The organism is Pseudomonas sp. LBUM1643 (assembly GCF_059716215.1).
On record NZ_CP166813.1, the window covers coordinates 448,909 to 471,334 of the forward strand.

The 22,426-nt window shown below is 60.8% G+C and carries 25 protein-coding genes; 3 read left to right on the forward strand and 22 right to left on the reverse strand.

All coding sequences use genetic code 11. From position 1 onward, the window contains the following. Positions 1-78: 78 nt before the first annotated feature. The 20 genes from ACA063_RS01960 to ACA063_RS02055 all read right to left on the reverse strand — a co-directional run bounded on the left by ACA063_RS01960 (position 79) and on the right by ACA063_RS02055 (position 18,455). Entirely contained in the window at positions 79-1,305 is a 1,227-nt protein-coding gene (locus ACA063_RS01960) for a beta-ketoacyl-ACP synthase (protein WP_497664580.1), read from the reverse strand. Further along, on the reverse strand, positions 1,305-2,033 hold the full coding sequence (gene fabG, locus ACA063_RS01965; protein ID WP_497664581.1) for a 3-oxoacyl-ACP reductase FabG: 729 nt from the start codon (positions 2,031-2,033) through the stop codon (positions 1,305-1,307). Before fabG ends, ACA063_RS01960 begins: the two co-directional genes overlap by 1 nt. Further along, positions 2,026-2,490 carry a hotdog family protein gene (locus ACA063_RS01970; protein ID WP_162439900.1) on the reverse strand — a complete coding sequence of 155 codons (465 nt, stop codon included), beginning with the start codon at positions 2,488-2,490 and terminating at the stop codon, positions 2,026-2,028. Before ACA063_RS01970 ends, fabG begins: the two co-directional genes overlap by 8 nt. Then, complete coding sequence (locus tag ACA063_RS01975; RefSeq protein ID WP_497664582.1) at positions 2,487-3,683, reverse strand: beta-ketoacyl-[acyl-carrier-protein] synthase family protein; 1,197 nt, start codon at positions 3,681-3,683, stop codon at positions 2,487-2,489. Before ACA063_RS01975 ends, ACA063_RS01970 begins: the two co-directional genes overlap by 4 nt. Continuing rightward, a complete protein-coding gene (locus ACA063_RS01980) occupies positions 3,680-4,162 on the reverse strand; it encodes a hypothetical protein (RefSeq protein ID WP_497666459.1) in 483 nt (160 codons plus the stop codon). Before ACA063_RS01980 ends, ACA063_RS01975 begins: the two co-directional genes overlap by 4 nt. A 113-nt stretch (positions 4,163-4,275) precedes the next feature. Further along, complete coding sequence (locus tag ACA063_RS01985) at positions 4,276-5,001, reverse strand: class I SAM-dependent methyltransferase (RefSeq protein ID WP_497664583.1); 726 nt, start codon at positions 4,999-5,001, stop codon at positions 4,276-4,278. Further along, positions 4,998-6,245 (reverse strand): NAD(P)/FAD-dependent oxidoreductase, encoded by a 1,248-nt coding sequence (locus ACA063_RS01990; RefSeq protein ID WP_497664584.1) that lies wholly within the window; start codon positions 6,243-6,245, stop codon positions 4,998-5,000. Before ACA063_RS01990 ends, ACA063_RS01985 begins: the two co-directional genes overlap by 4 nt. Further along, positions 6,232-7,389 carry a cation:proton antiporter gene (locus tag ACA063_RS01995; RefSeq protein WP_497664585.1) on the reverse strand — a complete coding sequence of 386 codons (1,158 nt, stop codon included), beginning with the start codon at positions 7,387-7,389 and terminating at the stop codon, positions 6,232-6,234. The genes ACA063_RS01990 and ACA063_RS01995 overlap by 14 nt, the downstream gene beginning before the upstream one ends. After that, a complete protein-coding gene (locus tag ACA063_RS02000) occupies positions 7,389-9,731 on the reverse strand; it encodes an MMPL family transporter (protein WP_497664586.1) in 2,343 nt (780 codons plus the stop codon). Before ACA063_RS02000 ends, ACA063_RS01995 begins: the two co-directional genes overlap by 1 nt. Continuing rightward, positions 9,715-10,308 (reverse strand): outer membrane lipoprotein carrier protein LolA, encoded by a 594-nt coding sequence (locus tag ACA063_RS02005; RefSeq protein WP_497664587.1) that lies wholly within the window; start codon positions 10,306-10,308, stop codon positions 9,715-9,717. The genes ACA063_RS02000 and ACA063_RS02005 overlap by 17 nt, the downstream gene beginning before the upstream one ends. Before the next feature lie 146 nt (positions 10,309-10,454). Next, complete coding sequence (locus tag ACA063_RS02010) at positions 10,455-10,880, reverse strand: acyl-CoA thioesterase (RefSeq protein WP_497664588.1); 426 nt, start codon at positions 10,878-10,880, stop codon at positions 10,455-10,457. Continuing rightward, positions 10,873-12,417 carry an HAL/PAL/TAL family ammonia-lyase gene (locus ACA063_RS02015; protein WP_497664589.1) on the reverse strand — a complete coding sequence of 515 codons (1,545 nt, stop codon included), beginning with the start codon at positions 12,415-12,417 and terminating at the stop codon, positions 10,873-10,875. Before ACA063_RS02015 ends, ACA063_RS02010 begins: the two co-directional genes overlap by 8 nt. Further along, a complete protein-coding gene (locus tag ACA063_RS02020) occupies positions 12,398-13,339 on the reverse strand; it encodes a lysophospholipid acyltransferase family protein (RefSeq protein ID WP_497664590.1) in 942 nt (313 codons plus the stop codon). The genes ACA063_RS02015 and ACA063_RS02020 overlap by 20 nt, the downstream gene beginning before the upstream one ends. Further along, entirely contained in the window at positions 13,336-14,070 is a 735-nt protein-coding gene (locus ACA063_RS02025) for a glycosyltransferase family 2 protein (RefSeq protein ID WP_497664591.1), read from the reverse strand. The genes ACA063_RS02020 and ACA063_RS02025 overlap by 4 nt, the downstream gene beginning before the upstream one ends. Positions 14,071-14,221: 151 nt before the next feature. Beyond that, positions 14,222-15,901 carry an ApeI family dehydratase gene (locus tag ACA063_RS02030; RefSeq protein WP_497664592.1) on the reverse strand — a complete coding sequence of 560 codons (1,680 nt, stop codon included), beginning with the start codon at positions 15,899-15,901 and terminating at the stop codon, positions 14,222-14,224. Then, the gene (locus tag ACA063_RS02035; RefSeq protein ID WP_497664593.1) at positions 15,898-16,443 is read right to left on the reverse strand and encodes a COG4648 family protein; all 546 of its coding nucleotides are present in this window, start codon (positions 16,441-16,443) and stop codon (positions 15,898-15,900) included. Before ACA063_RS02035 ends, ACA063_RS02030 begins: the two co-directional genes overlap by 4 nt. Continuing rightward, a complete protein-coding gene (locus ACA063_RS02040) occupies positions 16,440-16,694 on the reverse strand; it encodes an acyl carrier protein (RefSeq protein ID WP_059408122.1) in 255 nt (84 codons plus the stop codon). Before ACA063_RS02040 ends, ACA063_RS02035 begins: the two co-directional genes overlap by 4 nt. A 9-nt stretch (positions 16,695-16,703) precedes the next feature. Beyond that, positions 16,704-16,964, reverse strand: coding sequence for a phosphopantetheine-binding protein (locus ACA063_RS02045; RefSeq protein WP_122841506.1), 261 nt, complete (start codon positions 16,962-16,964; stop codon positions 16,704-16,706). Continuing rightward, positions 16,945-17,754 carry a lysophospholipid acyltransferase family protein gene (locus tag ACA063_RS02050; RefSeq protein WP_497664594.1) on the reverse strand — a complete coding sequence of 270 codons (810 nt, stop codon included), beginning with the start codon at positions 17,752-17,754 and terminating at the stop codon, positions 16,945-16,947. The genes ACA063_RS02045 and ACA063_RS02050 overlap by 20 nt, the downstream gene beginning before the upstream one ends. Further along, positions 17,730-18,455, reverse strand: a complete 726-nt coding sequence (locus tag ACA063_RS02055) for a beta-ketoacyl synthase chain length factor (RefSeq protein WP_497664595.1) — start codon at positions 18,453-18,455, stop codon at positions 17,730-17,732. The genes ACA063_RS02050 and ACA063_RS02055 overlap by 25 nt, the downstream gene beginning before the upstream one ends. 263 nt (positions 18,456-18,718) lie before the next feature. Here ACA063_RS02055 and ACA063_RS02060 point away from each other — a divergent pair, with 263 nt between their 5' ends. Next, complete coding sequence (locus ACA063_RS02060) at positions 18,719-19,489, forward strand: ParA family protein (protein ID WP_497664596.1); 771 nt, start codon at positions 18,719-18,721, stop codon at positions 19,487-19,489. Between the two features lie 130 nt (positions 19,490-19,619). On the opposite strand, the gene trxC is transcribed toward ACA063_RS02060, so the two are convergent. Further along, positions 19,620-20,054 (reverse strand): thioredoxin TrxC, encoded by a 435-nt coding sequence (gene trxC / locus ACA063_RS02065; protein ID WP_497664597.1) that lies wholly within the window; start codon positions 20,052-20,054, stop codon positions 19,620-19,622. A 268-nt stretch (positions 20,055-20,322) separates the two neighbouring features. Here trxC and mazE point away from each other — a divergent pair, with 268 nt between their 5' ends. Further along, complete coding sequence (gene mazE, locus ACA063_RS02070; protein WP_497664598.1) at positions 20,323-20,592, forward strand: type II toxin-antitoxin system antitoxin MazE; 270 nt, start codon at positions 20,323-20,325, stop codon at positions 20,590-20,592. Beyond that, positions 20,592-20,954, forward strand: a complete 363-nt coding sequence (gene mazF, locus ACA063_RS02075) for a type II toxin-antitoxin system toxin MazF (RefSeq protein ID WP_497664599.1) — start codon at positions 20,592-20,594, stop codon at positions 20,952-20,954. The genes mazE and mazF overlap by 1 nt, the downstream gene beginning before the upstream one ends. Before the next feature lie 6 nt (positions 20,955-20,960). Here mazF and selO read toward each other — a convergent pair whose 3' ends face one another. Next, entirely contained in the window at positions 20,961-22,424 is a 1,464-nt protein-coding gene (gene selO, locus ACA063_RS02080) for a protein adenylyltransferase SelO (RefSeq protein WP_497664600.1), read from the reverse strand. Positions 22,425-22,426: the final 2 nt, after the last annotated feature.

Here is a 22,426-nt window from a genome sequence, read left to right on the forward strand (position 1 = left end):
GCTCCTACAGTGTCCGAGTCGTACGCACGACCCCTGTAGGAGCTGCCGAAGGCTGCGATCTTTTGATCTTGACGTGCTTTACGACCAACGCCGAAAAATCAGCGACGTATTCACCCCGCCAAACGCAAAATTGTTGTTCATCACGTATTCATTACTCATCTGCCGGAACTCGCCGCGCAGGTAATCCAGCTTGCCGCAATGCGGGTCAACTTCATCGAGGTTGAAGGTATGTGCGTACAAGTCGCTGTTCATCATTTCGATGCTGAACCACGACTCCAGCGCCCCGCAGGCGCCGAGGGTGTGGCCGAGAAAGCTTTTCTGCGAGCTGATCGGCATGTGTTCACCAAACAGCGCGCTGGTCGCCAGGGTTTCGGCAATGTCGCCTTGTTCGGTCGCGGTGCCGTGGCCATTTACGTAGCCAATGTCAGACGGCTGCAAGCCTGCGTCTTCCAGTGCCAGCTCCATGGCCCGGCGCATGGTGAGTTGCTCCGGACGGGTGGTGTGCTGGCCATCGGCGTTGCTGCCGAAGCCGACGAGTTCGGCATGGATGTGCGCACCGCGAGCCAGGGCGTGTTCGAGTTCTTCGAGCACCAGCATGCCGCCACCTTCACCGATCACCAGACCATCGCGGTCCTTGTCATAGGGGCGCGGGGTGGTTTGCGGGGCGTTGTTTTTCAGGCTGGTGGCGTAGAGCGCGTCGAAGACCATGGCTTCGGTGGGGCACAGTTCTTCGGCACCGCCGGCGAGCATCAGTGGCAGGCGGCCGAACTTGATTGATTCGTAGGCATAGCCAATGCCCTGGCTGCCGCTGGTGCAGGCGCTGGACGTCGGAATCAACCGGCCGGTGAGGCCGAAGAAGATGCTGATATTGGCGGCGGTAGTGTGGGGCATCATGCGCACGTAGGAGTTGGCGTTGAGCCCCTCGGCGACCGAGTTGAGCAGCATGTTGCCGAAGGCCTTGATCTCGTCCGTGCTGCCGGTGGAAGACCCGCAAGCGACGCCCATGCGCCCATCCTTGATCGATTCATCGCCCAGCAACCCTGCGTCGGCGAGGGCCCGCTCTGACGCGCCAACGGCAAGGCGCGAAACGCGGCCCATGCTGCGCAGTTGTTTGCGAGTCCAGTGGCCGGGCACCTTGAAGTCATCGATGGGCCCGGCCAGGCGGGTGTTGAGTTCGGTAAACCGGTCCCACTCGTCCATTCGGCGAATGCCGCTGCGGTTGGCCGCGAAGTTGCCGGCGATGGTTTCCCAATCGCTGCCCAGAGAAGTGATGCCGGCCATGCCGGTGACGACGACGCGCTTCATCAGCACAGGCCTCCGTTGACGGCCAAAACCTGCCGGGTGATGTACGACGCTTCCGCCGACATCAGGAAATTCACTGCACCGGCCACCTCTTCCGGGGTGCCCATGCGTTGTGCGGGGATCATTTTCATCAGCTCTTCCACCGGCACGTTCTCATCGAGCATCGCCGTGTCGATCAGGCCAGGGGCGACGCAGTTGACGGTGATCTTGCGCTTGCCCAATTCGATCGCCAGGGCTTTCGCCGCACCGATCAAGCCCGCCTTGGATGCGCTGTAATTGACCTGGCCACGGTTGCCGATCAACCCGGACACCGAGGTGATGCAGACAATCCGCCCTGCGGCGCGACGACGAATCATCGGCATCATCACCGGGTGCAGCACGTTGTAGAAACCGTCGAGGTTGGTGCGCATCACCACATCCCAATCATCCTCGCTCAGCGCCGGAAAAGCACCGTCGCGCGTCAGTCCGGCATTGAGCACCACACCGTAGTAGGCGCCGTGGGTTTCCACATCGGCCTCAAGGATGGCTTTGCAGCTGGCGCGGTCGGACACGTCGAATTGCAGCACTCGGGCAAGGCGGCCCAGTGCTTCGATTTCTGCCTGCACTGCCTGCGCCTCCGCGAGACCGCTGCGGCAATGCAGCACGATGTCATGCCCGGCCTGGGCCAGCCGCAAGGCGATAGCGCGGCCGATGCCACGGCTGGAACCGGTGACCAGTACGGATTCAGTCATGACTGGACTCCTTCGATTCATGAAGATATTGCGCAGGCTGAGGCGGGCGGAACACGTTCAGACGGGCGGTGGCGTGGATGCCGGGGGCGTTGATGTGGCATTCGAACACGCCCATGCCGTTGTCGTCTTCCAGCGAGCGCAGCCCGTGGATGGTCAGCTCGGTGCCGGCGGGGAAATGTTCGACGTTGCATTCGAATTTACGGGTGCCCAGCAGGAAGCCCAGCGCCACGGCATCGCCACGCTGACGTGCATGGCAGCCGGCATAGGCGGCAACGCTCTGGGCCATCAGTTCGATACCGACCCAGGCTGGCAGGCTACCGTCTGGGCGGTTGAACAGGCCGTCGGGTTTGACGGTCAGCCGGGTGAGGATCTGCTCGTCATCGAAGGACAAAACCTGCTCGATCAGGATCATGTCGCCAGCGTGAGGCAGCAGTTCGGCGAGCGGCCAGTCAATCATGGTGCGTCTCCGATAATCAGGCTGACGTTGTTGCCACCGAAGGCAAAGGAATTGCTCATCAGGTAGCGAGGTGCAATGGACGTCAGCCGATCGGCCGGGGTCACCCACTTCAGTGCGGGCAGCTCGGGGTCTGGCTGGCCATCCCAGACGTGCGGCGGCAAGGCGTGCTGTTGGTTGTCGGTGCTCAGGCTCAACCAGCAGAACGCCGCTTCGAGCGCCCCGGCAGCGCCGAGGGTATGACCGGTCATCGGTTTGGTCGACGAACACGGCACGCCTGCCGGGAACAGCGTAGCCACCGCCAGGCTTTCCATGGCGTCGTTGTGTTGCGTGGCGGTGCCGTGCAGGTTCAGGTAGCCAATCTGTTCGGGTTGCAGGCTCGCGCGGCTCAAGGCTTTGCGCATCGCTTGCAGGGCACCGCGGCCGGTCGGTTCCGGGGCGGATATGTGATGCGCGTCGGAGCTGGCGCCGCTGCCGAGCAGGGCAATCGATTGATGTTCGCCGGCACGTCTGGTCATCAGAAACAGCACTGCCGCTTCGCCAATGTTGATGCCGTTGCGATTGACTGAAAATGGATTGCAACGTTGCCCGGATACCGCGTCCAGCGCCGAGAACCCGTTCAACGTCAGCTTGCACAGGGTGTCGACCCCGCCGCACAGCACCGCGTCGCACAGGCCGAGATTCAGCAGGCGCTGGGCACTCATCAACGCTCGTGCGCTGGACGTGCAGGCGGTGGAAATCACGTAGGCCGGACCACTCAATTGCAGCCATTGCGATAGAAAATTCGCCGGCGCGCCGAGTTCCTGCTGCTGATAGTCGTATTGGGTGGGGAATTCATCTTCACGAATGTAGTGAGCCAGCCCGCGACTGGCTTCGTCGATGCCCGACGTACTGGTGCCCAGGACCAAGCCGATACGGTCACGGCCGTAAGTCTGGATGGCCTGGTCGATGTCGTCACGAATCTGCAGCGCGGCTTCGAGCAGCAATTGATTATTACGGGTGCCTTGCTCCGCGAGTTCGGCGGGAATGGGTGCGAGCTCACCGCGTACGGCGGCCACCGGTAATGAGCGGTCTGCGACCCAGCCGCTTTCGTTGCGCATGCCGGAGCAGTCGCCGGCAAACAGATGGTGCGCCACTTCCTGCTTGTCCCGGCCCAGGGCACAGATCACCCCGAGTGCGTTCAGATAGGCCGTCATGGCGTGTCCCCGCTCAGCGGCGTGACCTGATATTTCGGACCTTTAGGCAGGGTCAGCTCAAAATTCATCGGTTGCGCGTAACGCACGTCCCAGTGCTCGGGCAGGCTCCGTTGTGCACCATGTTGCCAGGCGAGGGGATAGTTGCCTTGCAGTTGGTCCTTGGGTGTCAGCGCAAACATCAACGCCGCGAACAACTCCCGGGCTTCCGGGTTCGGCGGCAGCAGACCGTCGGCGTGCCATTCACCGTCGACCAGTTTCTGGCGTGCCTGTGGGATACCCAGCAAGTCCATCATCGACCAGCGAATGCCAGGGCCTTCGCGCTGGATCACCAGCACCCAGTCCAGACGCTGATCGTCTTGCAGGCGCTGGATGTGCAGTTGCAGTGGCAACGGCAGGTCCGGGGTCTGCTCGGGCAGCGGCGCGCGGCTGGTGCAGGCGCTCAACAGCAAGGCGGCGCCGAGTAGCAAAAACCTCGCTATCCCTGTAGGAGTGAGCCTGCTCGCGATGACGGTATTACATCCAACAGTCAGGTTGCCTGACCCACCGCAATCGCGAGCAGGCTCACTCCCACAGAATTTGATGACAGTGAACATCACAGTGCTCTCTCTAGCGGTTTGCGCGCCACCACATTGACCAGGGTTTCTTCCCGCTGGCCAAAGGGCTTTGGCTGACGCAAGCCGAAGCGTTCAAGCAAACCGAAATCCCTGGCGCGGCTCCACCACAGGTACGGGTACGAAACGTTCTGCGGACTGAATTCGAAACCCTGTTGGCGGATCATCTGCAGATACCCGGCAGCGCTTTTCTGCACGTGCATCGGGTGACGAAACAACCAGCGAATCACCCACGTATCAATGTAAGCCTCGGTGGACTCGGCGAACAGCAGATAACCGCCCGGCTTGAGCACCCGGTAGAACTCGGCCAGGGCTTTGTCTTGCTCGACCAGATGGTGGAACGTCTGGTGGCAAAACAGCAGGTCAACGCTGGCGTCCGGCACGTTGATGCTGGCGCAGTCGCTGCCGATCAACTCCACGTCGATACCCTGACGGGCCGCTTCTTCACGGCTCAGGAGCAGACTGTGTGGGTCGGCGTCCAGGCCAATCAGGCGCTGGGGCGAGAAGCGCTGGTGCAGGTACTGGAACGACTTGCCCTGACCGCAACCGGCATCCAGCAACACGGGATTGCACGGCAGCGCTTCAGTGAACAGGTTGCGCAAATCATTGATGGCGACTCGCAACACATGGTGCTGCCAGGTATGGCTGCGCAGGAACCAGAAGCCGAAGCGGGTTTCCTCGACGTAGTTGTCGCTCAGGTAACTCATGTCGCATCCCTTGCACACAGCTCCGACAGCATGCGCAGTCGGCGTTTGGGTTCGGCAACGAACGGGTTGCGTACGTCCCAGGCATAGCCTGCGAGGATCGCGCTGATCATGCGGCGGATATCGGGTGAGCTGTCCGGGTGGTAAATCACGTCCTGGAAAGTCCCGGCGTACCAGCCTTCGACGTAGCAGCGGAACGTGTCCACGCCACGCTTGAGCGGTTCGGCAAATTCGGTCTGCCAGTCGACGCTTTCGCCTTGCAGTTGGCGGTGCAGAACGGCGGCGGCCATGCTCGCCGAACGCATGGCGATGGTCACGCCCGAGGAGAAGACCGGATCAAGGAATTCCGCCGCATTACCCAGCAGCGCAAAGCCCGGGCCATGCAGGGTTTTGACATTGGCGGAGTAACCGCCGATGGTGCGCGCCGGCGTATCCCACACGGCATTGTTCAGCACGCCGGACAGGCTAGGGGTTTCAGCGATGAATCCGCGCAGGCAGTCGTCGAGATCGTCGGTTCGACCTTCAAAATGTTCCGCCGCCGCGACCACGCCCACCGAGCACCGGCCATTGCTGAACGGGATGGTCCAGAACCAGATGTCGCGTTGGGTCGGATGGGTGGTGACGAGGATTTTCGTGCGGTCGAAAGACGGGTTGTCGATATGGTCTTCGACGTGGGTGAACACCGCCTGGCGCACGGGAAAATTCGAGGGCGCTTCAAGGTCGAGCAAGCGCGGCAGGACGCGGCCATAGCCACTGGCATCGAGCATGAACCCGGCTTCGATCTGGTACTCGCTGCCGTCTTCTCGCTGCACACCGAGCAGGGGTTTTGGCCGGTCGATATCAACGCTGACAATGGCTTCACCGTAGCGGACTTCCACGCCTTGCAACGCGGCCTGATCTGCCAGCAGCTTGTCGAAATCGGCGCGCTGTACCTGAAAGGTGGTGGGCTTGCCGTTGCTGAAGGTGTCACCGAAATCAAAGGCGCTGTACTGCTCGCCCCAGGCGAAGGCGGCGCCGGTTTTCAGCTGGAACCCGGCGGCGTTCACAGCCTCGAGCATGCCGGCTTCTTCGACGAAATCCAGGCAGTGGGACAGCAGGCTTTCGCCGATGGAAAACCTCGGGAAATGCTGGCGCTCGATCATCAGCACATCGTGCCCCTTGCGCTTGAGCAGCGCGGCGGCGATTGCGCCCGAAGGGCCTGCACCGATGACAACCACCTGGCGACGTTCCATTTCAACTGTTGGCATGGGGATTCCTTGTCGGGGCGGCGATGTTCATGGGGGTTCGGTGCATACCGGCCAGTGCCGGCAGCAGTGTCGCAATCAGGCCCATCAGCATCAGCGCAAAGTACAGCGCCGGGCTGATGAGTTGTTGTTGCAATAGCAGGTTGAGAAAGACGATCTCACTCAAACCGCGAATGTTCAGCAGGATACTTTCGCGCCAGCGGCTGGCGCCTTCGAACGACGCGCCAGCCCAGCCCAGGCCGAGCCAGTTGCCCAGCAGTTTACTGGCAATCGGCAACAGCAGCAGTGCGCTCAATTGCAGCGCGTTGAGGCTGTCCATGGCGCTGTGGACGTTGATCTGCACGATGCCGAACGTGAGGATCAGCGGGATCGCAATGTACGTCTGCAGGCGACTCATCCACAGGGCCGGCAACGGCAGAATCAGCGGCACTTTCAATGCCGCCATGCACAACAGATAACCGATGCCGAGAATCAGCGCGTTAAGCCTGAAGTGTTCCGCGACCACCAGTAGCGCGAAGAAGCAGCCACTGTGCAGCAACGGTTGGCGCAGCCTGAGCAGGCGCAGCAGCAACGGCAGGCACGCCCCGGCCAGTGGCAGCAACAGGCTGCTCAGGTGCAGGCTGCCCTGGGCGATGGCGAACAGGGTCCAGCATGTGAGGTCGATCAGGATCGCGGTTTGCACCAGTCGCCGAGTGGCGGCAGTCGGGTAGTTGATGTGCCGCAGGTACAGGTACAACACCGGGATCGCGGTAATGGCGAACAGCAAACCGACCGCCAGTGAACTGATCCACGGTTGCGCCGGTAGCAGCCAAAACGCTGTCGCCAGTCCGCAGGCGAATGGAATGCAGAAACTCGGCAAGGCGATTTTCAGGCTTTGGCGATCGAGGCGCAGGTCGATCACATCACTGAGGATGTGTCCCAGCAGCAGGGCAAAACTCAGGCTGTAGAGATTTTTCAGCCAGGTTGGCGAGATCAGTTGAGCGCCGCTCAACTGCCAGCCCGGCTCGATCCAGAAGTACATCAACAACGGCAAGCCGAGGGTCGCCAGCAGCAATTGGCTGACGATCGGGATCAGGCCGAAGTGGCGCCCGACACGGGTGGCCACGGCGAACAGCGCCAGGGCCATTGCCCAAAACCCGAGGATCATCACGCTGCCGGCTCCGCTACCGCAACCGCATGGTTTTGTCGCCCGGCCCACGGCGCCAGCATGAAGCTGAACGCCAGGCCCAGGCTCACCGACAGACCAAAGTTGCTGACGGCGGGTGTGCTCGATACCGCCAGTAAACCGAACGACAGCCAGGTGGTCAGCGCTGCCAGCAAGGTGCCCAGCAGGCTCACGGCAGCGCCGCCGACCTGCTCGCGCATGAGGATCGCGTAATCGACACTGATCGCCGTCACCAGCAGCAGGCCGAACAGGCTGAACAACGTCAACGGTTGTCCCAACCAGCCCAGACTGGCCAGGCTACACAGTGCGGCCAGCAACGGCAGGGCGACGATGCGCAGGGCGCCGCCGAGGCCGAACGGCAGGATCAGCACCAGCACGATCAATACGCAGGAGGCGAGTTTCAATTCGGCGGCGCTGATCTGGGTGGCGGCAAACACCGAATTCAGTTCACCGAGGCGATCGACCAGTTCCACGCCCGGCAAGTCCCGCGCCTGAACTTGCAGCAGCGCAGGGTTGTTCAGACCTTGCAGGCTGACCATGGCCGCTACACCGCCGTCATCGGTCGGGCCCAGCCAGAGTGGGCGATAAGGTTCCGCCAAGGGGCCGGCCAGTGCTGCGTCGATGTCCTGAGTGGGCAACGCCTGCAGCTTCGTCACTTCGGCTTGCAGCGCTTCGGCCGGCACACCGAGGTCGAGCAGTGGCTGCCAGAATTGCGCCAGTTTTTTTAGCGCTTCGCGTGCTTGCAGCTGCTCGCTTGGCGGACTGACCAATTGATTGAGCGAGAGGTAGCCCTGAAGCTTTTCCAGGTTGACCAGTTGATCCAGACGGTCGCTCAGCGCGGTTTGCCGATCGAGCAATTCCTCTTGATTGGCCGCCCGCACCAGGAAGAACTGGCTGGTAGGTTGAAAGCCGGTGATGCGAGCAATGGCTTGAGCTTCATCGGTCAATTGCTGCGGTGCGCCGACCCATTGGCGAATGTCGTTCTTGCTGTCGAGCTTTAACAGGCCGCCCACGCAGAAGGCGATCAGCAAGGCCAGCAGCACCGGCGTGCTGGCATGTTTGAGCAATGTTTCGCGCAGCTTCAGCAAGTATTCGGACACTGTCAGCGGCCATTGCGCCGGTCGCAGATCCACGCCCTTGAGCAGCGCGGGTAACAGGCACACCGCAGACAGATAAGCGCCAAGCAGCCCGGCGGCAGAGAACACGGCGATTTGGGTCAGGGCCGGGAAGGGCGTCCAGGCCAGGGCGAGATAGCCGATGCAACTGGTGATCAGGCTCAGCGTCAGGCCGGGCAACGTCAGGCGCAAGGCCGGCCAGCTGTGCCAGGGTTTCAGGCTCCAGCTCTTGGACAGGTAATGCAGCGGGTAGTCGACGGCAACGCCGATCAGGCTGGAACCCAGCACCAGCGTCATGACATGCATATGACCGAACAACGCGACGCACGCGACTGCACCGAACAACATGCCTACCAGCACCGGGACGAACGCGAGCACAACGCGCCAACGTCTGAAGGCCAGCAACAGCAACAGCAAAATCCCGACCGTAGCGCCGCCGCCCACCCAGGTCATCTCGCGGGTGGCTTGCTGCTGACCGTTGGCGGCGTACAGCAGGCCACTGGCGGCGAGTAGTTGCACGTCGGCCTGCGCCGCTTCTTCGCGACTGGTCTGGAGCAGGTCGGCCACTTGCAACGGCAGCTTCATGTCGAAGGCGTTGCCAGTGGTGCGTGCTCGCAGCAATACCCAACTTTTGCCGTCGGCATCGGCGATCAGCGCGCCGCTGCCGATGTCCAGCTGCACTGCGCCGTGCTGCGGCTGGCTGTTCTGGATACGTCCGGTCAGGCCCAGCCAGTCATCCTGGCTCGGCACCAGCGTGAAGCCAGTGAAAGGGTCGAACAGCGCTTGTACGCGCTGTTGGATGAACGCGTCGGGATGCTCGATCAGCTGTTGCCGATCCTCTGCGGAAAGCATTGCCAATCGACCTTGCAGCAGTTGCGTGCGCAACGCCGGCAGGTCGGCTTGCAGGTTCCACTGGACCTTTTCGAACAGGCCGCTGGCCTGCCACTGCTCCCCGAGTTTCTGCGCCATCGCGACGGCTTGCTGGCGATCGGTATGGCCGACCAGCACCAGCATTTCCCGGTTGAGCGGTTCTTGCATGCGTTGTTCGGCGCGCAGTTCCAATGCGTCAGGGGCGGTGCCCGGCACCAGCTCCATCAGGTTGGCCGACAGCGGAGGGCCGTCACGCCATTGCCAACCAGCGAGCGCGAGCACCGCCAGCAGCAGGATCAGAAAGAACGTCGGGAGCCTGCGTTCATTCGGCAAAGTCATGCTGCTCCGCATCGGTTAACGGTTGTGCGCTGGTGCTGTCCTGCATGCGCAGCAGGGTGCTGTCGCCCTGGGTTTCCAGCAGTTCGATGCTGCGCACCAACTCACCCCCGGTGATGTTGATCTGGTTGAACACCTGCTTGAGCAACATCGAGCGGGGGATCAATGTCAGCTTCCAGTCCTGCGCATCACCGCTCAGCGACAGCTCGAAATCCCGGGTCAGCCCGCTGCTATCACCTTGCAATACCGCGAGGAACAAACGGTTGTGCTCGGCACCGGCACTTTTGCCCGGTAGCAGTTGCCAACCGTTGGCATCACGTCGTGAGATGCCTTTGTCGTTGATGCGGTAATCCTGTTGCAGCGGTGTTTTCAGTAACCACAGCAGGCCCTGATTTTTTGCGAGGATGAACGTGCCCTTGCTGGTCAACGGCTGAGGCAGGGCGCGCAGGTGTTTTTCCTGGATGAAATGGCCGTGGATGACATAGGGTTTGGCCAGTTGATCGCTGAGTTGCTGCAGATCAAAAGCGTTAGCAATCGACGAAAGCCCAAGCAGCGCCAGCATCGCGAGGTATTTGAACATTGACCGTGGCGAGCGAGCTTGCTCGCGCTGGGCTGCGTAGCGGCCCCAAAATCGGCGGATTGGTGAGTGCTGCGCACTCAAGCGCGAGCAAGCTCGCTTGCCACAAGGGAGTGGCCGGGCATCAAAAGAGGTGTCGATTCCCGGAGTCATGGAAGCATCCTTTCGACTGCGTCGGTAAAGACCTTGGGCGATGCGAGTTGCATCTCGCGGCTGTCCATGTCGACGGCGACTTGAATGGACACGGCGCGGGTCAGGCGTTCGCCGGTGTCCAGGTCGCTGATCAGGTAGTTGATCTTCAGGCGGTTTTCCCATTCCACCAGATTGGCCCGCACGTTCAGCTTCTGGCCGAACACGGCACCACGTACGTAACGCAGTTGCAGGTCGATCACCGGCCAGGCATAGCCCGACTCGACCATGGCGGTGTAGTTGTGGCCGATCTTGTCCAGCAACGCGCAACGGGCGACTTCGAGGTATTTGACGTAATGGCCGTGCCAGACGACGTGCATGGTGTCGACGTCGAAAAATGGCACCTGGATTTCCGTATCGGTGTGAAGCACGCCCTTGCTACGCATGAAGCCTCCAGTGTTGTTCGGCAATTTGCTTGAGGCACAGACGCAATTCGCCTTCCAGAGCCCGGTCTTCGATGACCGGCGGGAAGTCTTTGCCCAGGGCTTCGTGCATGGCCGCCAGGGCCGGTGGCAGAGGACGCGCGTCCTCGGCTTTGCTGCGCAACCAGACGCCTTGGTTGGCGGCCAATAGCGTAGCGGCAGCGACCTGTTCGGTCAGTTCAAGCACGCGAATGGCGTCGCGCGCCGCGATGGTGCCCATGCTCACCTTGTCCTGGTTGTGACACTCGGTGGAGCGCGAAAACACGCTGGCGGGCATGGTGTTTTTCAGCGCTTCGGCGGTCCAGGCGCTGGTGCCGATCTGCACAGCCTTGAAGCCGTGGTTGAGCATCGCGCGATCAGCGCTGGCGCCGGACAGATTGCTCGGCAGGCCGTGGTTGTAACGCTCGTCCACCAGAAGTGCCAGTTGGCGATCCAGCAGATCGGCGACGTTGGCGACCAGGTTCTTCAGGCTGTCCATCGCGAAGGCAATGTGACCGCCGTAAAAGTGCCCGCCGTGCAGTACACGCTCAGCTTCGGCGTCGATGATCGGGTTGTCATTGGCGCTGTTGAGCTCGATCTCGATGAACGAGCGCAGCCAGTTCAGGCTGTCGGCCAGCACGCCGAGAACGTGCGGCGCACAACGCAGGGAATAGCGGTCCTGAAGGCGATGCAACGGTGCAGTCGGCGCGTCGATTGCCAGGTCCTTGCGCAGCCAGGCGGCCACTTGCATCTGGCCGGGATGAGGCTTGGCGGCGAACAGGCGCTCGTCGAAGTGCTCCGGATTGCCTTGCAGCGCAACCACGTTCAGCGCCGTGATGCGCGTGGCGAGTTGCAACAGGTAATCGGCGCGAGCATAGGCCAGGCAAGCGAGGCCGGTCATGACGGCGGTGCCGTTCATCAACGCCAGCGCTTCCTTGGGACGCAGCACCAACGGCGCCCAGCCGAGTTCGTTATGCACATCAGCGGCCTGTCGACGTTCGCCACGGAACATCACTTCGCGCTCACCCGACAACGTCGCGGCAACATACGACAACGGCGTCAGATCCCCGCTGGCGCCCACCGAACCTTCCTCGGGAATCAGCGGCAGGATGTCGTGTTCGATGAACGCCTGGAGGCGTTCGAGCAGTTCCACGCGAACCCCGGACACTCCTTGGCACAGCGACTGCAAACGCGCCGCGAGTACCGCCCGAGTCGCCTGGGCGTCGAGCAATTTGCCCAGGCCGCAGCCGTGGAACGTGTACAGATGACGGGGCAGCGCCTCGACGTGATGCAGCGGCACCGCCACCACGCAAGAGTCGCCATAACCGGTGGTGACACCGTAGATCACGCCTTCCTTGTCCAGCAGGGAATCCAGGAACTGCGCGCCCTTGGCGATACGCCGACGGAACTCGGGGTCGCCTTGCAATTGCGTCGGCGCCTGACGGTTGGCGAGGGCCAGCACGTCTTCGATGGACAAAGGGAGTTCGCCGAAAGTTACCGGCTCAAGCGTTGGCGTCGTCATCGGTCTTCCAGAAAGGGTAAAAGTTGAACCACTGTTGAGGGGCTTCGAGGCAATAGTGACCCAAGCGTTCGGCGTAGCGGGTCGCCCACTGATGAATGACCTGCTCGCGCTCGCTTCGTTTCCATACCACGGCGTCGGTGAACGGTTCGAGGGTCAGTCGATAGTCGCCTGTGGGTTTCTTGAGGCACAGCAACAGATTGACCGGGCACTTGAGCAGTCCGGCCAGCAGCCACGGTCCTTGCGGGAACGCCGCTTGATGCCCGAGAAAGTCCACCGTGACGCTTCGCCCGCCGTGCAGCGGCACGCGGTCGCCGGCAATCGCCAGCCATTCGCCGCGCTCCAGGCGCTCATGCAGTTGCAGCATGATCACCGGGTTCAGCTCGCTGACCTGGATCAGGCGCAGGTTGGTCGCCCCGGCTTCGCCCAGCAAACGGTTGAATTGTTCGGCGTGCTTGGTGTGTACCAGCACGTTCATGGTGACCTTTTCGCCGATCTCGGCAAGCGCACGGCAGACTTCGAGGTTGCCCAAATGTGCGCCCACCAGCATCTGCCCGCGAGTACCGCGCAGCTGATTGCGCAGCAGCGCCGGGTCGATTATTTCGATCTGCTCGATGCTCAGTTTGCCGTTCCATACGTCGAGCTTGTCGAGCATGGAATCGGCAAACGCCATGAACTGACCGAACACCCGCCAATGGGTCGGGCGCAGTTCGCTGCGGCCACTCCAGTCGGCGAGGCGCTGCTGGTATTGCCAGGCGCTTTTACGAGCGCTGCGGCCGAACAGGAAAAAGTACAGGACGATGCCGTACAGCAGCGGGCTGAGCAGCCGCCGGCCCAGCACTTTTGCACAGACGGCGGTGAATTTCATCAGCCAGAAACTGCCGCGTTCCTCGCGGTCGGCCCAGTGTTCGTTGTCGACGCTCATGCTCGCCACCGCCGCCAGAGAATCACCGGCGCCCGCAGCAACATGCCGAAGAACAGTCGTGTGTGCATGCTCGAAATCAGCACGTTGTCGTGGAACAGGCGGAAATGCGAAACGCCGTCCAGCGGGTAATGAACCTTGGTGGGCAGCCAGTGCATGGGCTGGTTGCGCCAGGCCAGTCGCACCAGAATGTCCGAGTCGAAATCCATGCGTTTGCCAATTTTTGCCGAATTGATCAGCGCCAGGGTCGGTGGCACGGGATACACGCGAAAGCCGCACATGGAGTCGCGTATCTGCAACGACAGCGTGTTGATCCAGACCATGACGTGAGTCAGGTAGCGGGCATACAAGCGACCCTTTGGCACGCTGGCGTCGTATTGCGGATAACCGCAGATGACTGCCTCGGGATGCGCACGCGATTGCTCGATGAATAGGCTCACGTCCAGCAGGTCGTGTTGACCATCGGCGTCCACTTGCAAGGCGTGACTGAAACCCAGGCGTGAAGCCTCGCGCAGACCGGTCATGACCGCGCCGCCCTTGCCCTGGTTAGCGGTGAGGCGGATCAGGTAGACGTTCTCGCGCTGGGCCAGTTGGTCGAGTACTTTTGCACAGGCTGGATCGCTGGCATCGTCAACCAGAATGCATGGCAGGCGACTGCCGAGCACCGCATCGACCACGGTGGTGATGGCGGTTTCGTGGTTGTACACGGGGATGATGGCGCAGGGGTTATGCATGAAGATTCACACCTCGCCCCTGTAGCAGCTGGCGAAGCCTGCGTCCGGCCGCGAAGCGGTCGTTGAGGGTTTTTTGGAGTGAATGGGCAGGCCAAGGCGAGTGCTTCGCACTCGGACGCAGCCTTCGGCAGCTGCTACAGAGGATCGCAATTTACCCACCATTGGCCTCCAGCAAAATCCGCCCGCTTGAACAGGTCGCGGTCTCATTGCGATAGGCGAAATACAACTTGCTGCGTATTGGGTCGAAGCGCAGATGCAGTTGCACTTCATCCCCAGGACGCACCAGTTGCTGAAATTTCAGAACTTCCATGCCGGCAAATGTGTTCGGCAGGTTCATCAGTCGCTGGCCAAGGCTTAACGCCCAATCCACCTGCACCACGCCTGGCAGCACCGGCGTCTGCGGGAAATGACCACTGAAGAAGGCGAGGTCCGGTGGCACCGCCAATTGCAGGCTCCACTCACCCTCGACCTCAACCTGTTCGAGCACCTCCGGTGTTTTTGGACGCGGTGCCAACAGCAATGCTTCGACCTGTGCTTGCGGCAGTTTGCCCTGCGCGTTCATCGGCAGTTGTCGCAAAAGACGCCAGCGTCGCGGCAGCGCCAGGGTTTCGCAGTGCTGGCTCAGGTGCTGGCGCAGTGCTTCGGTGAGTGTGCGCCGGCCTTGATTGCGCAAGGCATGCATGCCGGACTCGCTTAGCACCAGCAGCGCGCCCAATGAGGCGCGGTTTTCCTGCACCACGCCGAGGCGCGCTTCAGCCACCCAGTCGTGGGCTATCAGGGCGTGTTCGAGCATCGGTAGCGAGATACGTTTTTCTTCGAGTTTGACGATTCGGTCCAGCCGTCCCAGCAATTCGAATCGGCCGTCGGCAGCGATTCGCGCAGCATCCGCAGTGTGCTCGGTATGACCGGGTGGCAGATAAGGTGAAGCGATAAGCAGTGCGCCGTCGCTGTCCTGGCTCAACTTGACGCCGGTAAAGGGTTGCCACAGATCGTCTGCCTGACGCCAGGCAATACCCCCCGTTTCCGAGCTGCCGAGGATTTCGGTCGGCCATTGTTGCAAGCGCTGCTGCAAACGTTGCGCGGCCTCGGCCGGCAAGGCGCCGCCGGATGAGAAAACCCGACGCACCGCGCTCAAGGCTGGCCAGTCGAGGTTGTCGCCCATGCGCTTGAGCAGCGCCGGGCTGGCGACCCAGGCGAAGGTATCCTGTTCGCGGCTGGCGCGCTGCAGGTCCTCCGGGAAGGCCAGTTGCTTGCGTACGAACGGGCGTCCGGCGCACAGCGGCCACAGCACCCTGAACAGCAATCCATAAATATGCTGGGTGGCGACGCTTGAGATGATGCAAGCCTCGCCCAGGTCCGCGCCCCAGAGCGCTTCCAGTGCTTGGACTTCATTGGCCAGTTGACGAAGGGTTTTCTCGATCCGCTTGGGTTCACCGCTGGAACCGGACGTGCACACGCTCAACCGACAAAGGTCCAGATCCAGCTCGGCAGGGGGCATTGGCGGATGTTGATAATCGGCCAGGTGCCCATCGTCTGCCAGATCGGTCAGCCACAGGTCGACGTCGCTCGACCAGCGCTGGCGCGTCTGGAGTTGCAGATCGGCAGGCAGCAGCACGCTGACACCGGCGCGCCAGGCACCGAGCAGGGCAATGGCCAGATCCGCTGCGTCGTCGAAATGCACAGCGACACGCTGCACGCCTTGCTCTTTCAGGCCGGCGGCCAGACGCAATGCCTGTTCGCACAGGTGCGCGTGATTCAGTACCGGCTCGGCCGTCACGGCGCGCTCCGGCTGAGCCTTGAGCAGCAGGTGCTCAAGTTTTATCCAATTCATGGGTGGCCTCGTACCCGTTGGCGTATCAGCCATTCAATGGCAAACAGCAGCCCCATCAACCCGTAGGAGATCAGGCCGGTGTACAACATCCACCAACTCAGCGGAGCCCAGAGGGTCAGGGCTGCGGCCAGCAAACCGTTACACAGAAAAAAAACGCTCCAGGCGATGGTCACCTGGCGGGTATAAACAATGGCCTTGGCCGGCAGATGCGGCTCACGCAGGCGAGCCAGGCGTTCGACCATCGGCGGACCGAATTTCAGGCTCAGACCAAACAGGCCGAGCATGAATGCGCTGATCAGCACCGGGTACCAGCGCAGCAAGAGCGGGCTGTCGAACACGGCCAGTAACAGGCAAAACGTTATCGCGGTGATCGCCATCCACATGCTGCCTGGCTTGCGTGACCCCAATAGCGCCCGCGCCAGCCACAAGCTGCCCAGTAGCAAACCAAATTGCCACGGGGCGAAATGCTCCATGCCGAAATACACCGCGAAAGGGTACAGCAGGCCCGCCAGCAGCAGGCCCAGGCCGATCAATCGGCTCATGCGGCGGGTTCAACCAGACGGTAAACCGCCTCTACCACGTCGCTGACGGTACGCACCGATTTGAATTCCTCGGCGGCGATTTTCTTGCCGGTTTGACGCTTGATGTGATCGATCAGGTCGACGGCATCGATACTGTCGATTTCCAGGTCCTGGTACAGATTGGATTCCAGGCTTACGCGCTCGGGGTCCAGCTCGAAGAGTTCGACCAAGGCATCGCGCAAGGTGTTGAATATGTCGTCACGAGTTTGCATGGTCCGGTCTCAAGCTGCCTGTTTTGCGGTGACGAACGCCGCAAGGCTCGCCACGTTACTGAAGTGATTGCGCGTGTCCTTCGCATCGGCATCGATTTTGATGCCGTACTTTTTCTGGATCGCCAGGCCGAGTTCAAGCGCATCTACCGAGTCCAGGCCCAGGCCTTCGCCGAACAGCGTCTGGTCGTCGCCGATGTCCTGTGCGCTGATGTCTTCGAGGCCCAGGGCGTCAATGATCAGTTGTTTGATTTCACGGTGTAGATCGCTCATCTTCGGCGAGCTCCTTAATGTAGTAAGAATGCAAAAAATCGTTGAGCTTGCGTGAGGCCTGGGGCGCCGGGCCACACGCGGCGAAGGCTTGTGGGTCTATATCGGCCCCGACGTGGAAACTGAAGTGCACGCGACGTTTCGGGATCCGATACCAGGGCTCTGCCTTGGTGAGCGTCGTGGGGCTGACTTTAATGGTCACCGGGGTGAGGATTTTCGCACCGCGCAGCGCGATTGCCGCTGCCCCCCGATGAAAGGCCGGTGGTTCACCGGGCTGGGTGCGAGTGCCTTCGGGAAAGATGATCAGGGTCTGGCCGCTTTTCAGTGCATCGGCGGCGGCATCGAGCATGTCCATGCTGCCGTCGTTACTGATGTAGTCGGTGCTGCGCAGGGGGCCACGGGTGAAGGGATTTTCCCACAGGCTTTTTTTGACCACGCAGTTAGCATGGGGCACAAGGCCAATCAGAAACACTACGTCGATCAGCGACGGGTGATTGGCCACGATCATCTGCCCTGGCCGGCCGAGCTTTTCGGCGCCCTGAATGTCGTAGGTCAGCACGCCGGAGCGGGCCATGAACCGCACAAAAAACCAGAAGCAGCGACTAACGGTTTTCCTTGCCCGCAGCCTGTGGGTCCGGGTATCACCAGGCAGGCAGTTCAGGATCGGGAAAACCAACAGGCGCAGGCACAGCCCGCCCAACCCGAAGAGGGTGAAACTCGCGGCAGTCGCCAGCAAACGCCAGTAATAGGCGTCGCGGGCTTTTCCGGTTACAGGTTGCGTTGCCAGGTCCATACACGATTTTTCCAGGCATGTTGGCAGGTGGTCTGCTGGCCGAGCAGGGTACGCAAGAGATTCAATGCGTGAGGCCAGTGGGGTTTGGACAATGCTTGTGAAGTGCTGTTCAGGGACAGCTGCCAATCTTTACCGGGTGTGAGCATCAGACCCAGCGCATAGGGGAACGGCACATCGTCAATCCAGGTCGAGTAGGCTTCGGGCGGTTGCTCTTCGGTGACCACCACCAGCACCGCAGGCGCGCCTTCTTCAAGCAGTGCCGCAGCCTCTAGCATGCCGTGTTCCAGACCGTCGCCGGCCGCCGCGAGCGCAGTCATTTCACTGGTTTCGCCCCGCATGATCGACCAGAGACCGATGATTGCGTTGTGAACCGAGAGGCTGAACTGAGTGGGTGAAAGTGGCTGATCAGCAGCCAGTTCACTAAGGATATCGAAGGTACGCGGTGTTTCACCGTGTCGGGATATAAAGACCAGCGGTAAGTCCTTCAGACCATCGGCCAACGGCCAGCCAACACTGAAGGCCATCCGCGCCAGACGGCTGAGCCGGCGACGCTGCATCGCGGGCAGAAAAGAGACGTCGGGGGCTGCATCGCTGCTCGGCAGTACGACCGGATCGCGGCTCCAGGCCTGCCAATCGTCCACACTTTCGAGCCCAGGGGCCCAAGCGCGCCATTGGGCGATGTTGAAATTGATCACAGACATTCATCCCGCCCCTGGGGCTTTTTTGACGCAGTGAGTCACAAACCAGCGACATGCCTTGCGTGGCGCCAGGCGCCGAGTGGCGCGCATTATCCCGGTGCGGCGGGCGTGTAGCAAATGCTGGTTACATTTTGCACAACGAAATGTACCGGTTGGTCCGTGGAAAGATGTCGCTTGGCCAGCATTCATATTGCAACGGAGGAGGTAGCTAAGCGGCGTGGTAGACCACTACACTCGGTCATTCTTTGATACACGGAGGTTTTGACATGCGTCGCGTGGTGTTTAATCAAAAAGGTGGCGTAGGCAAATCCAGCATTGCCTGCAATCTGGCAGCGGTCAGCGCCAGCGAAGGCTATCGCACCCTATTGGTGGATCTCGATGCCCAGGCAAACTCCACCCAGTACCTGACGGGCCTTACCGGTAATGACATACCGATGGGCATTGCCGATTTCTTCAAGCAGACACTGTCTTCCGGGCCGTTCTCGAAGAAAAACAGGGTCGATATCTACGAAACCCCTTTCGACAACCTCCATGTCATCACCGCCACTGCCGAGCTGGCCGATTTGCAGCCCAAGCTTGAGGCGAAACACAAAATCAACAAGCTGCGTAAGCTGCTCGACGAATTGTCCGAAGATTACGACCGAATTTATCTCGATACGCCGCCAGCATTGAATTTCTATGCGGTTTCGGCATTGATCGCAGCAGATCGCGTGTTAATACCGTTCGATTGCGACAGTTTTTCGCGCCAGGCACTGTACGGTTTGCTGGCTGAAATCGAAGAACTGAAGGAAGACCATAACGAAGGCCTGGAAGTAGAAGGCATCGTCGTTAACCAGTTTCAGGCCCGGGCCAGCCTGCCTCAGCAAATTCTCGACGAGTTGATTGCGGAAGGATTGCCGGTGCTGCCTGTTTACCTGAGTACGTCGGTGCGCATGCGCGAATCCCATCAGGCCAATACGCCGCTGATCCATCTCGATCCTCGACACAAGCTGACGCAGCAATTCGTGGAGCTGCATAGCCTTCTCGAAAACGCCTGATTTTCCGACAACACAGAACCCATGTGGGAGCGAGCCTGCTCGCGATTGAGGTGTAACAGTCAACAACGATGTTGGTTGTTACGGCCCTATCGCGAGCAGGCTCGCTCCCACATTTGGATCTGCCGTGACTTTAAATCCCCTGGCTACGTAACCAGCTCATCAACTGTGGCAGCGGAAACGCTCCGCTCTGGCGGGCCACTTCCCGGCCGTTCTTGAACAAAATCAGGCTCGGAATCGAGCGAACCCCCAACTGCGCCGACAACGCCTGGTTAGCTTCGCTGTCCAGCTTGGCCAGTCGACATTTGCCCGCCAGTTGCACAGCCGCCTGCTCGAACACCGGCGCAAATGACTTGCACGGCCCGCACCAGTCCGCCCACACGTCCACCAGCAGCGGCAGATCGCCTTTGATCTGACTGGCGTAAGCGCTTTGTTTCAATTCGAAGGGCTTGTTCAACAGCACCTCGGCTTTGCAGCGGCCGCATTTAGGGTGGTCGTTGATGCGTTCGGCAGGGATGCGGTTCAGTCCGTCGCAGTGGGGGCAGGGGATGAGGAGTGGGTCGGTCATTTCGGGCTCCAAAATATCGGGCAATCAATGACGGTGAGTTGGAGTCGACAGCTGGGTTTATCAAGTGTAGCCGTCTCATCACAGGCTCGAAGGCAGTTGCAACTGCTCACAGTTTCCAGGCATTCAGTTCTGAAACGGCAACTACGCTGGGGAGCAATTCAGGCCTTCAATCGTTTTCGAGGTGTTCGCTTTGCCATCAATCACGTGCTACTTTTGTTGCACTTATCGACCAATCGATATCTCACTTTCTTCGGATAGGAGTTACCCCATGTCCGTGACTTCCAAAATACGCCGTCAAGGCGGCGCTGCGGTGATTACGCTCCCGCCTACTTTACTCAAGCTCTTGCACCTGGAAGTGGGAGCCCAATTGGAGCTGAATGTAGTCGATGGCGAGTTGATAGCCCGCCCGGTTTCTCCGACGACTCGCAAGCGCTTCAGCCTCGCAGAACTGCTCGAGGGCTCTGAAGAAATGTCTGAGCTGAACGCATTGACCGCGTCTGCACGCGAAGGTGATCCAGTCGGCCGGGAGCTGGGTTGATGGTTCGCCGGCAAGCTCCCCAGCGGGGCGATGTCTACTGGATTGACCCTAATCCCGTGGCGGGGCGCGAGATGATGAACCGACATCGCTTCGTCGTCATAACACCAAGAGAAATAAATGCACTGGGTGTCAGCATGACCGTGCCAGTGACCAGCGTCGGAAGTTTCAGTCGAAACAGCGGGTTGGCAGTCATCATCTCCGGTCATGAAACAAACGGTGTGGCCGTATGTAATCAGGTGCGCAGTTTCGATATTGAGCAGCGTGTCCGAGATGGGTCTGCCAAATTCATCGAGCGTCTCGACGAGGTGACGATGGCGGATATCGTTAGCCGAGTCGTCAGCGCCATCGATCCATTAGATTGAGCACGATTAAGACGAACAACTGATCTCCAGATGCTTGCCCCACTCCGGCGGCCGTTCGGCGTAACGTTCCATCCCCGGTTGTTCCTCGAACGGCTTGCTCAGCACCGCATGCAAACGGCGAACCTCTGAGTAATCGCCGCCCTCTGCCGCATCGATGGCTTTTTGCGCCAGGTAGTTGCGCAGGATGTAGAGCGGGTTCACAGCGTGCATCCGTTCGCGGCGCTGCGGCTGGTCAATCTCTCCTTCACGCGCCACCCGGGCGATGTAGTGTTCGGCCCAGACATCGAAACCTTTGATGTCGACGAAGTCATCGCGCAGTCGGGCGACGGCCAGTTGCGGTGCTTCGTCGCCCAGGCGACGGAAGAACAGGCTGTAGTCGACGCCGCTGTTCTGCATCAGCTGCAGCAGCTGTTCGAGCAGTTTCTGGTCATCGTCTTCGGCGGTGGTGAGGCCGAGGCGGTGGCGCATCAGGTCCAGGTAATGGGCCTGATACAGCGGCAGGTATAACCCCAATGTTTCGCGCAGGGCCTCGACGCTGATGAAAGGCGTCAGCGCCTGGGCGAGGGCGCTGAGGTTCCACTGGCCGATTGGCACCTGGTTGCTGAAGGAATAGCGGCCCTGATCATCAGAATGGTTGCAGATGAAGTTGGCGTCGAAGTCATCGAGGAATGCGAACGGACCGAAGTCGAAGGTGATGCCCAGTATCGACATGTTGTCGGTGTTCATCACGCCGTGGCAGAAACCATAGGCTTGCCATTTGGCGATCAGCTCGGCATTGCGCTCGACGATTTCCCGGAACATCGCCAGATAAGGCTCCGGTTGTTCGAGACACTCCGCAAAGTGCATGGCCAGGACGTGCTGGCCCAGTTCGTTCTGCTGCTCGGGGCGTTTGGTGTAGTAGAAATACTCGAAATGCCCGAAACGGATATGGCTCGGCGCCAGGCGCAGGACCATGGCCGCGCGTTCCTGTTTCTCGCGCCAGACCGGGGTATCTGAACCGATCACGCACAGCGCCCGGGTGGTCGGAATGTTCAGGGCGTTCAGCGCTTCAGACGCCAGAAACTCGCGGATCGACGAGCGCAATACCGCCCGTCCATCGCCCATGCGCGAGAAGGGCGTCTGACCGGCGCCTTTCAGGTGCAAATCCCAGTGTTCCCCGGCTTCGTTGTAGACCTCACCCAGCAGCAACCCGCGACCATCGCCCAATTGGGGGTTGTAGGAGCCAAACTGGTGACCGGAATAGACCATCGCCCTCGGCACCGCGTCCGCCCAGAGCTTGTGGCCACTGAACAGCTCGGCGAACTCCGGGGTGTCGGCCACGGCCGGATCCAGATCAAGCAGCGCCATGGCGGCGGGGCTGGCCACCACCAGTCGAGGGTTGTCGATGGGTTCAGGCAGCACATGGGCGCTAAAGGCATCGCCCAGGCGGGCGAAGCGGTTATCGAAGGTCAGTTCGTCGAGGGCTTTCACCG

Excerpts from the sequence above, each read along its gene's own strand:
- ACA063_RS01960 (WP_497664580.1), bottom strand. The coding sequence starts at position 1,305 with ATGAAGCGCGTCGTCGTCACCGGCATGGCCGGCATCACTTCTCTGGGC.
- fabG (WP_497664581.1), bottom strand. The coding sequence starts at position 2,033 with ATGACTGAATCCGTACTGGTCACCGGTTCCAGCCGTGGCATCGGCCGC.
- ACA063_RS01970 (WP_162439900.1), bottom strand. The coding sequence starts at position 2,490 with ATGATTGACTGGCCGCTCGCCGAACTGCTGCCTCACGCTGGCGACATG.
- ACA063_RS01975 (WP_497664582.1), bottom strand. The coding sequence starts at position 3,683 with ATGACGGCCTATCTGAACGCACTCGGGGTGATCTGTGCCCTGGGCCGG.
- ACA063_RS01985 (WP_497664583.1), bottom strand. The coding sequence starts at position 5,001 with ATGAGTTACCTGAGCGACAACTACGTCGAGGAAACCCGCTTCGGCTTC.
- ACA063_RS01990 (WP_497664584.1), bottom strand. The coding sequence starts at position 6,245 with ATGCCAACAGTTGAAATGGAACGTCGCCAGGTGGTTGTCATCGGTGCA.
- ACA063_RS01995 (WP_497664585.1), bottom strand. The coding sequence starts at position 7,389 with ATGATCCTCGGGTTTTGGGCAATGGCCCTGGCGCTGTTCGCCGTGGCC.
- ACA063_RS02000 (WP_497664586.1), bottom strand. The coding sequence starts at position 9,731 with ATGACTTTGCCGAATGAACGCAGGCTCCCGACGTTCTTTCTGATCCTG.
- ACA063_RS02005 (WP_497664587.1), bottom strand. The coding sequence starts at position 10,308 with ATGTTCAAATACCTCGCGATGCTGGCGCTGCTTGGGCTTTCGTCGATT.
- ACA063_RS02010 (WP_497664588.1), bottom strand. The coding sequence starts at position 10,880 with ATGCGTAGCAAGGGCGTGCTTCACACCGATACGGAAATCCAGGTGCCA.
- ACA063_RS02015 (WP_497664589.1), bottom strand. The coding sequence starts at position 12,417 with ATGACGACGCCAACGCTTGAGCCGGTAACTTTCGGCGAACTCCCTTTG.
- ACA063_RS02020 (WP_497664590.1), bottom strand. The coding sequence starts at position 13,339 with ATGAGCGTCGACAACGAACACTGGGCCGACCGCGAGGAACGCGGCAGT.
- ACA063_RS02025 (WP_497664591.1), bottom strand. The coding sequence starts at position 14,070 with ATGCATAACCCCTGCGCCATCATCCCCGTGTACAACCACGAAACCGCC.
- ACA063_RS02030 (WP_497664592.1), bottom strand. The coding sequence starts at position 15,901 with ATGAATTGGATAAAACTTGAGCACCTGCTGCTCAAGGCTCAGCCGGAG.
- ACA063_RS02035 (WP_497664593.1), bottom strand. The coding sequence starts at position 16,443 with ATGAGCCGATTGATCGGCCTGGGCCTGCTGCTGGCGGGCCTGCTGTAC.
- ACA063_RS02040 (WP_059408122.1), bottom strand. The coding sequence starts at position 16,694 with ATGCAAACTCGTGACGACATATTCAACACCTTGCGCGATGCCTTGGTC.
- ACA063_RS02045 (WP_122841506.1), bottom strand. The coding sequence starts at position 16,964 with ATGAGCGATCTACACCGTGAAATCAAACAACTGATCATTGACGCCCTG.
- ACA063_RS02050 (WP_497664594.1), bottom strand. The coding sequence starts at position 17,754 with ATGGACCTGGCAACGCAACCTGTAACCGGAAAAGCCCGCGACGCCTAT.
- ACA063_RS02055 (WP_497664595.1), bottom strand. The coding sequence starts at position 18,455 with ATGTCTGTGATCAATTTCAACATCGCCCAATGGCGCGCTTGGGCCCCT.
- ACA063_RS02060 (WP_497664596.1), top strand. The coding sequence starts at position 18,719 with ATGCGTCGCGTGGTGTTTAATCAAAAAGGTGGCGTAGGCAAATCCAGC.
- trxC (WP_497664597.1), bottom strand. The coding sequence starts at position 20,054 with ATGACCGACCCACTCCTCATCCCCTGCCCCCACTGCGACGGACTGAAC.
- mazE (WP_497664598.1), top strand. The coding sequence starts at position 20,323 with ATGTCCGTGACTTCCAAAATACGCCGTCAAGGCGGCGCTGCGGTGATT.
- mazF (WP_497664599.1), top strand. The coding sequence starts at position 20,592 with ATGGTTCGCCGGCAAGCTCCCCAGCGGGGCGATGTCTACTGGATTGAC.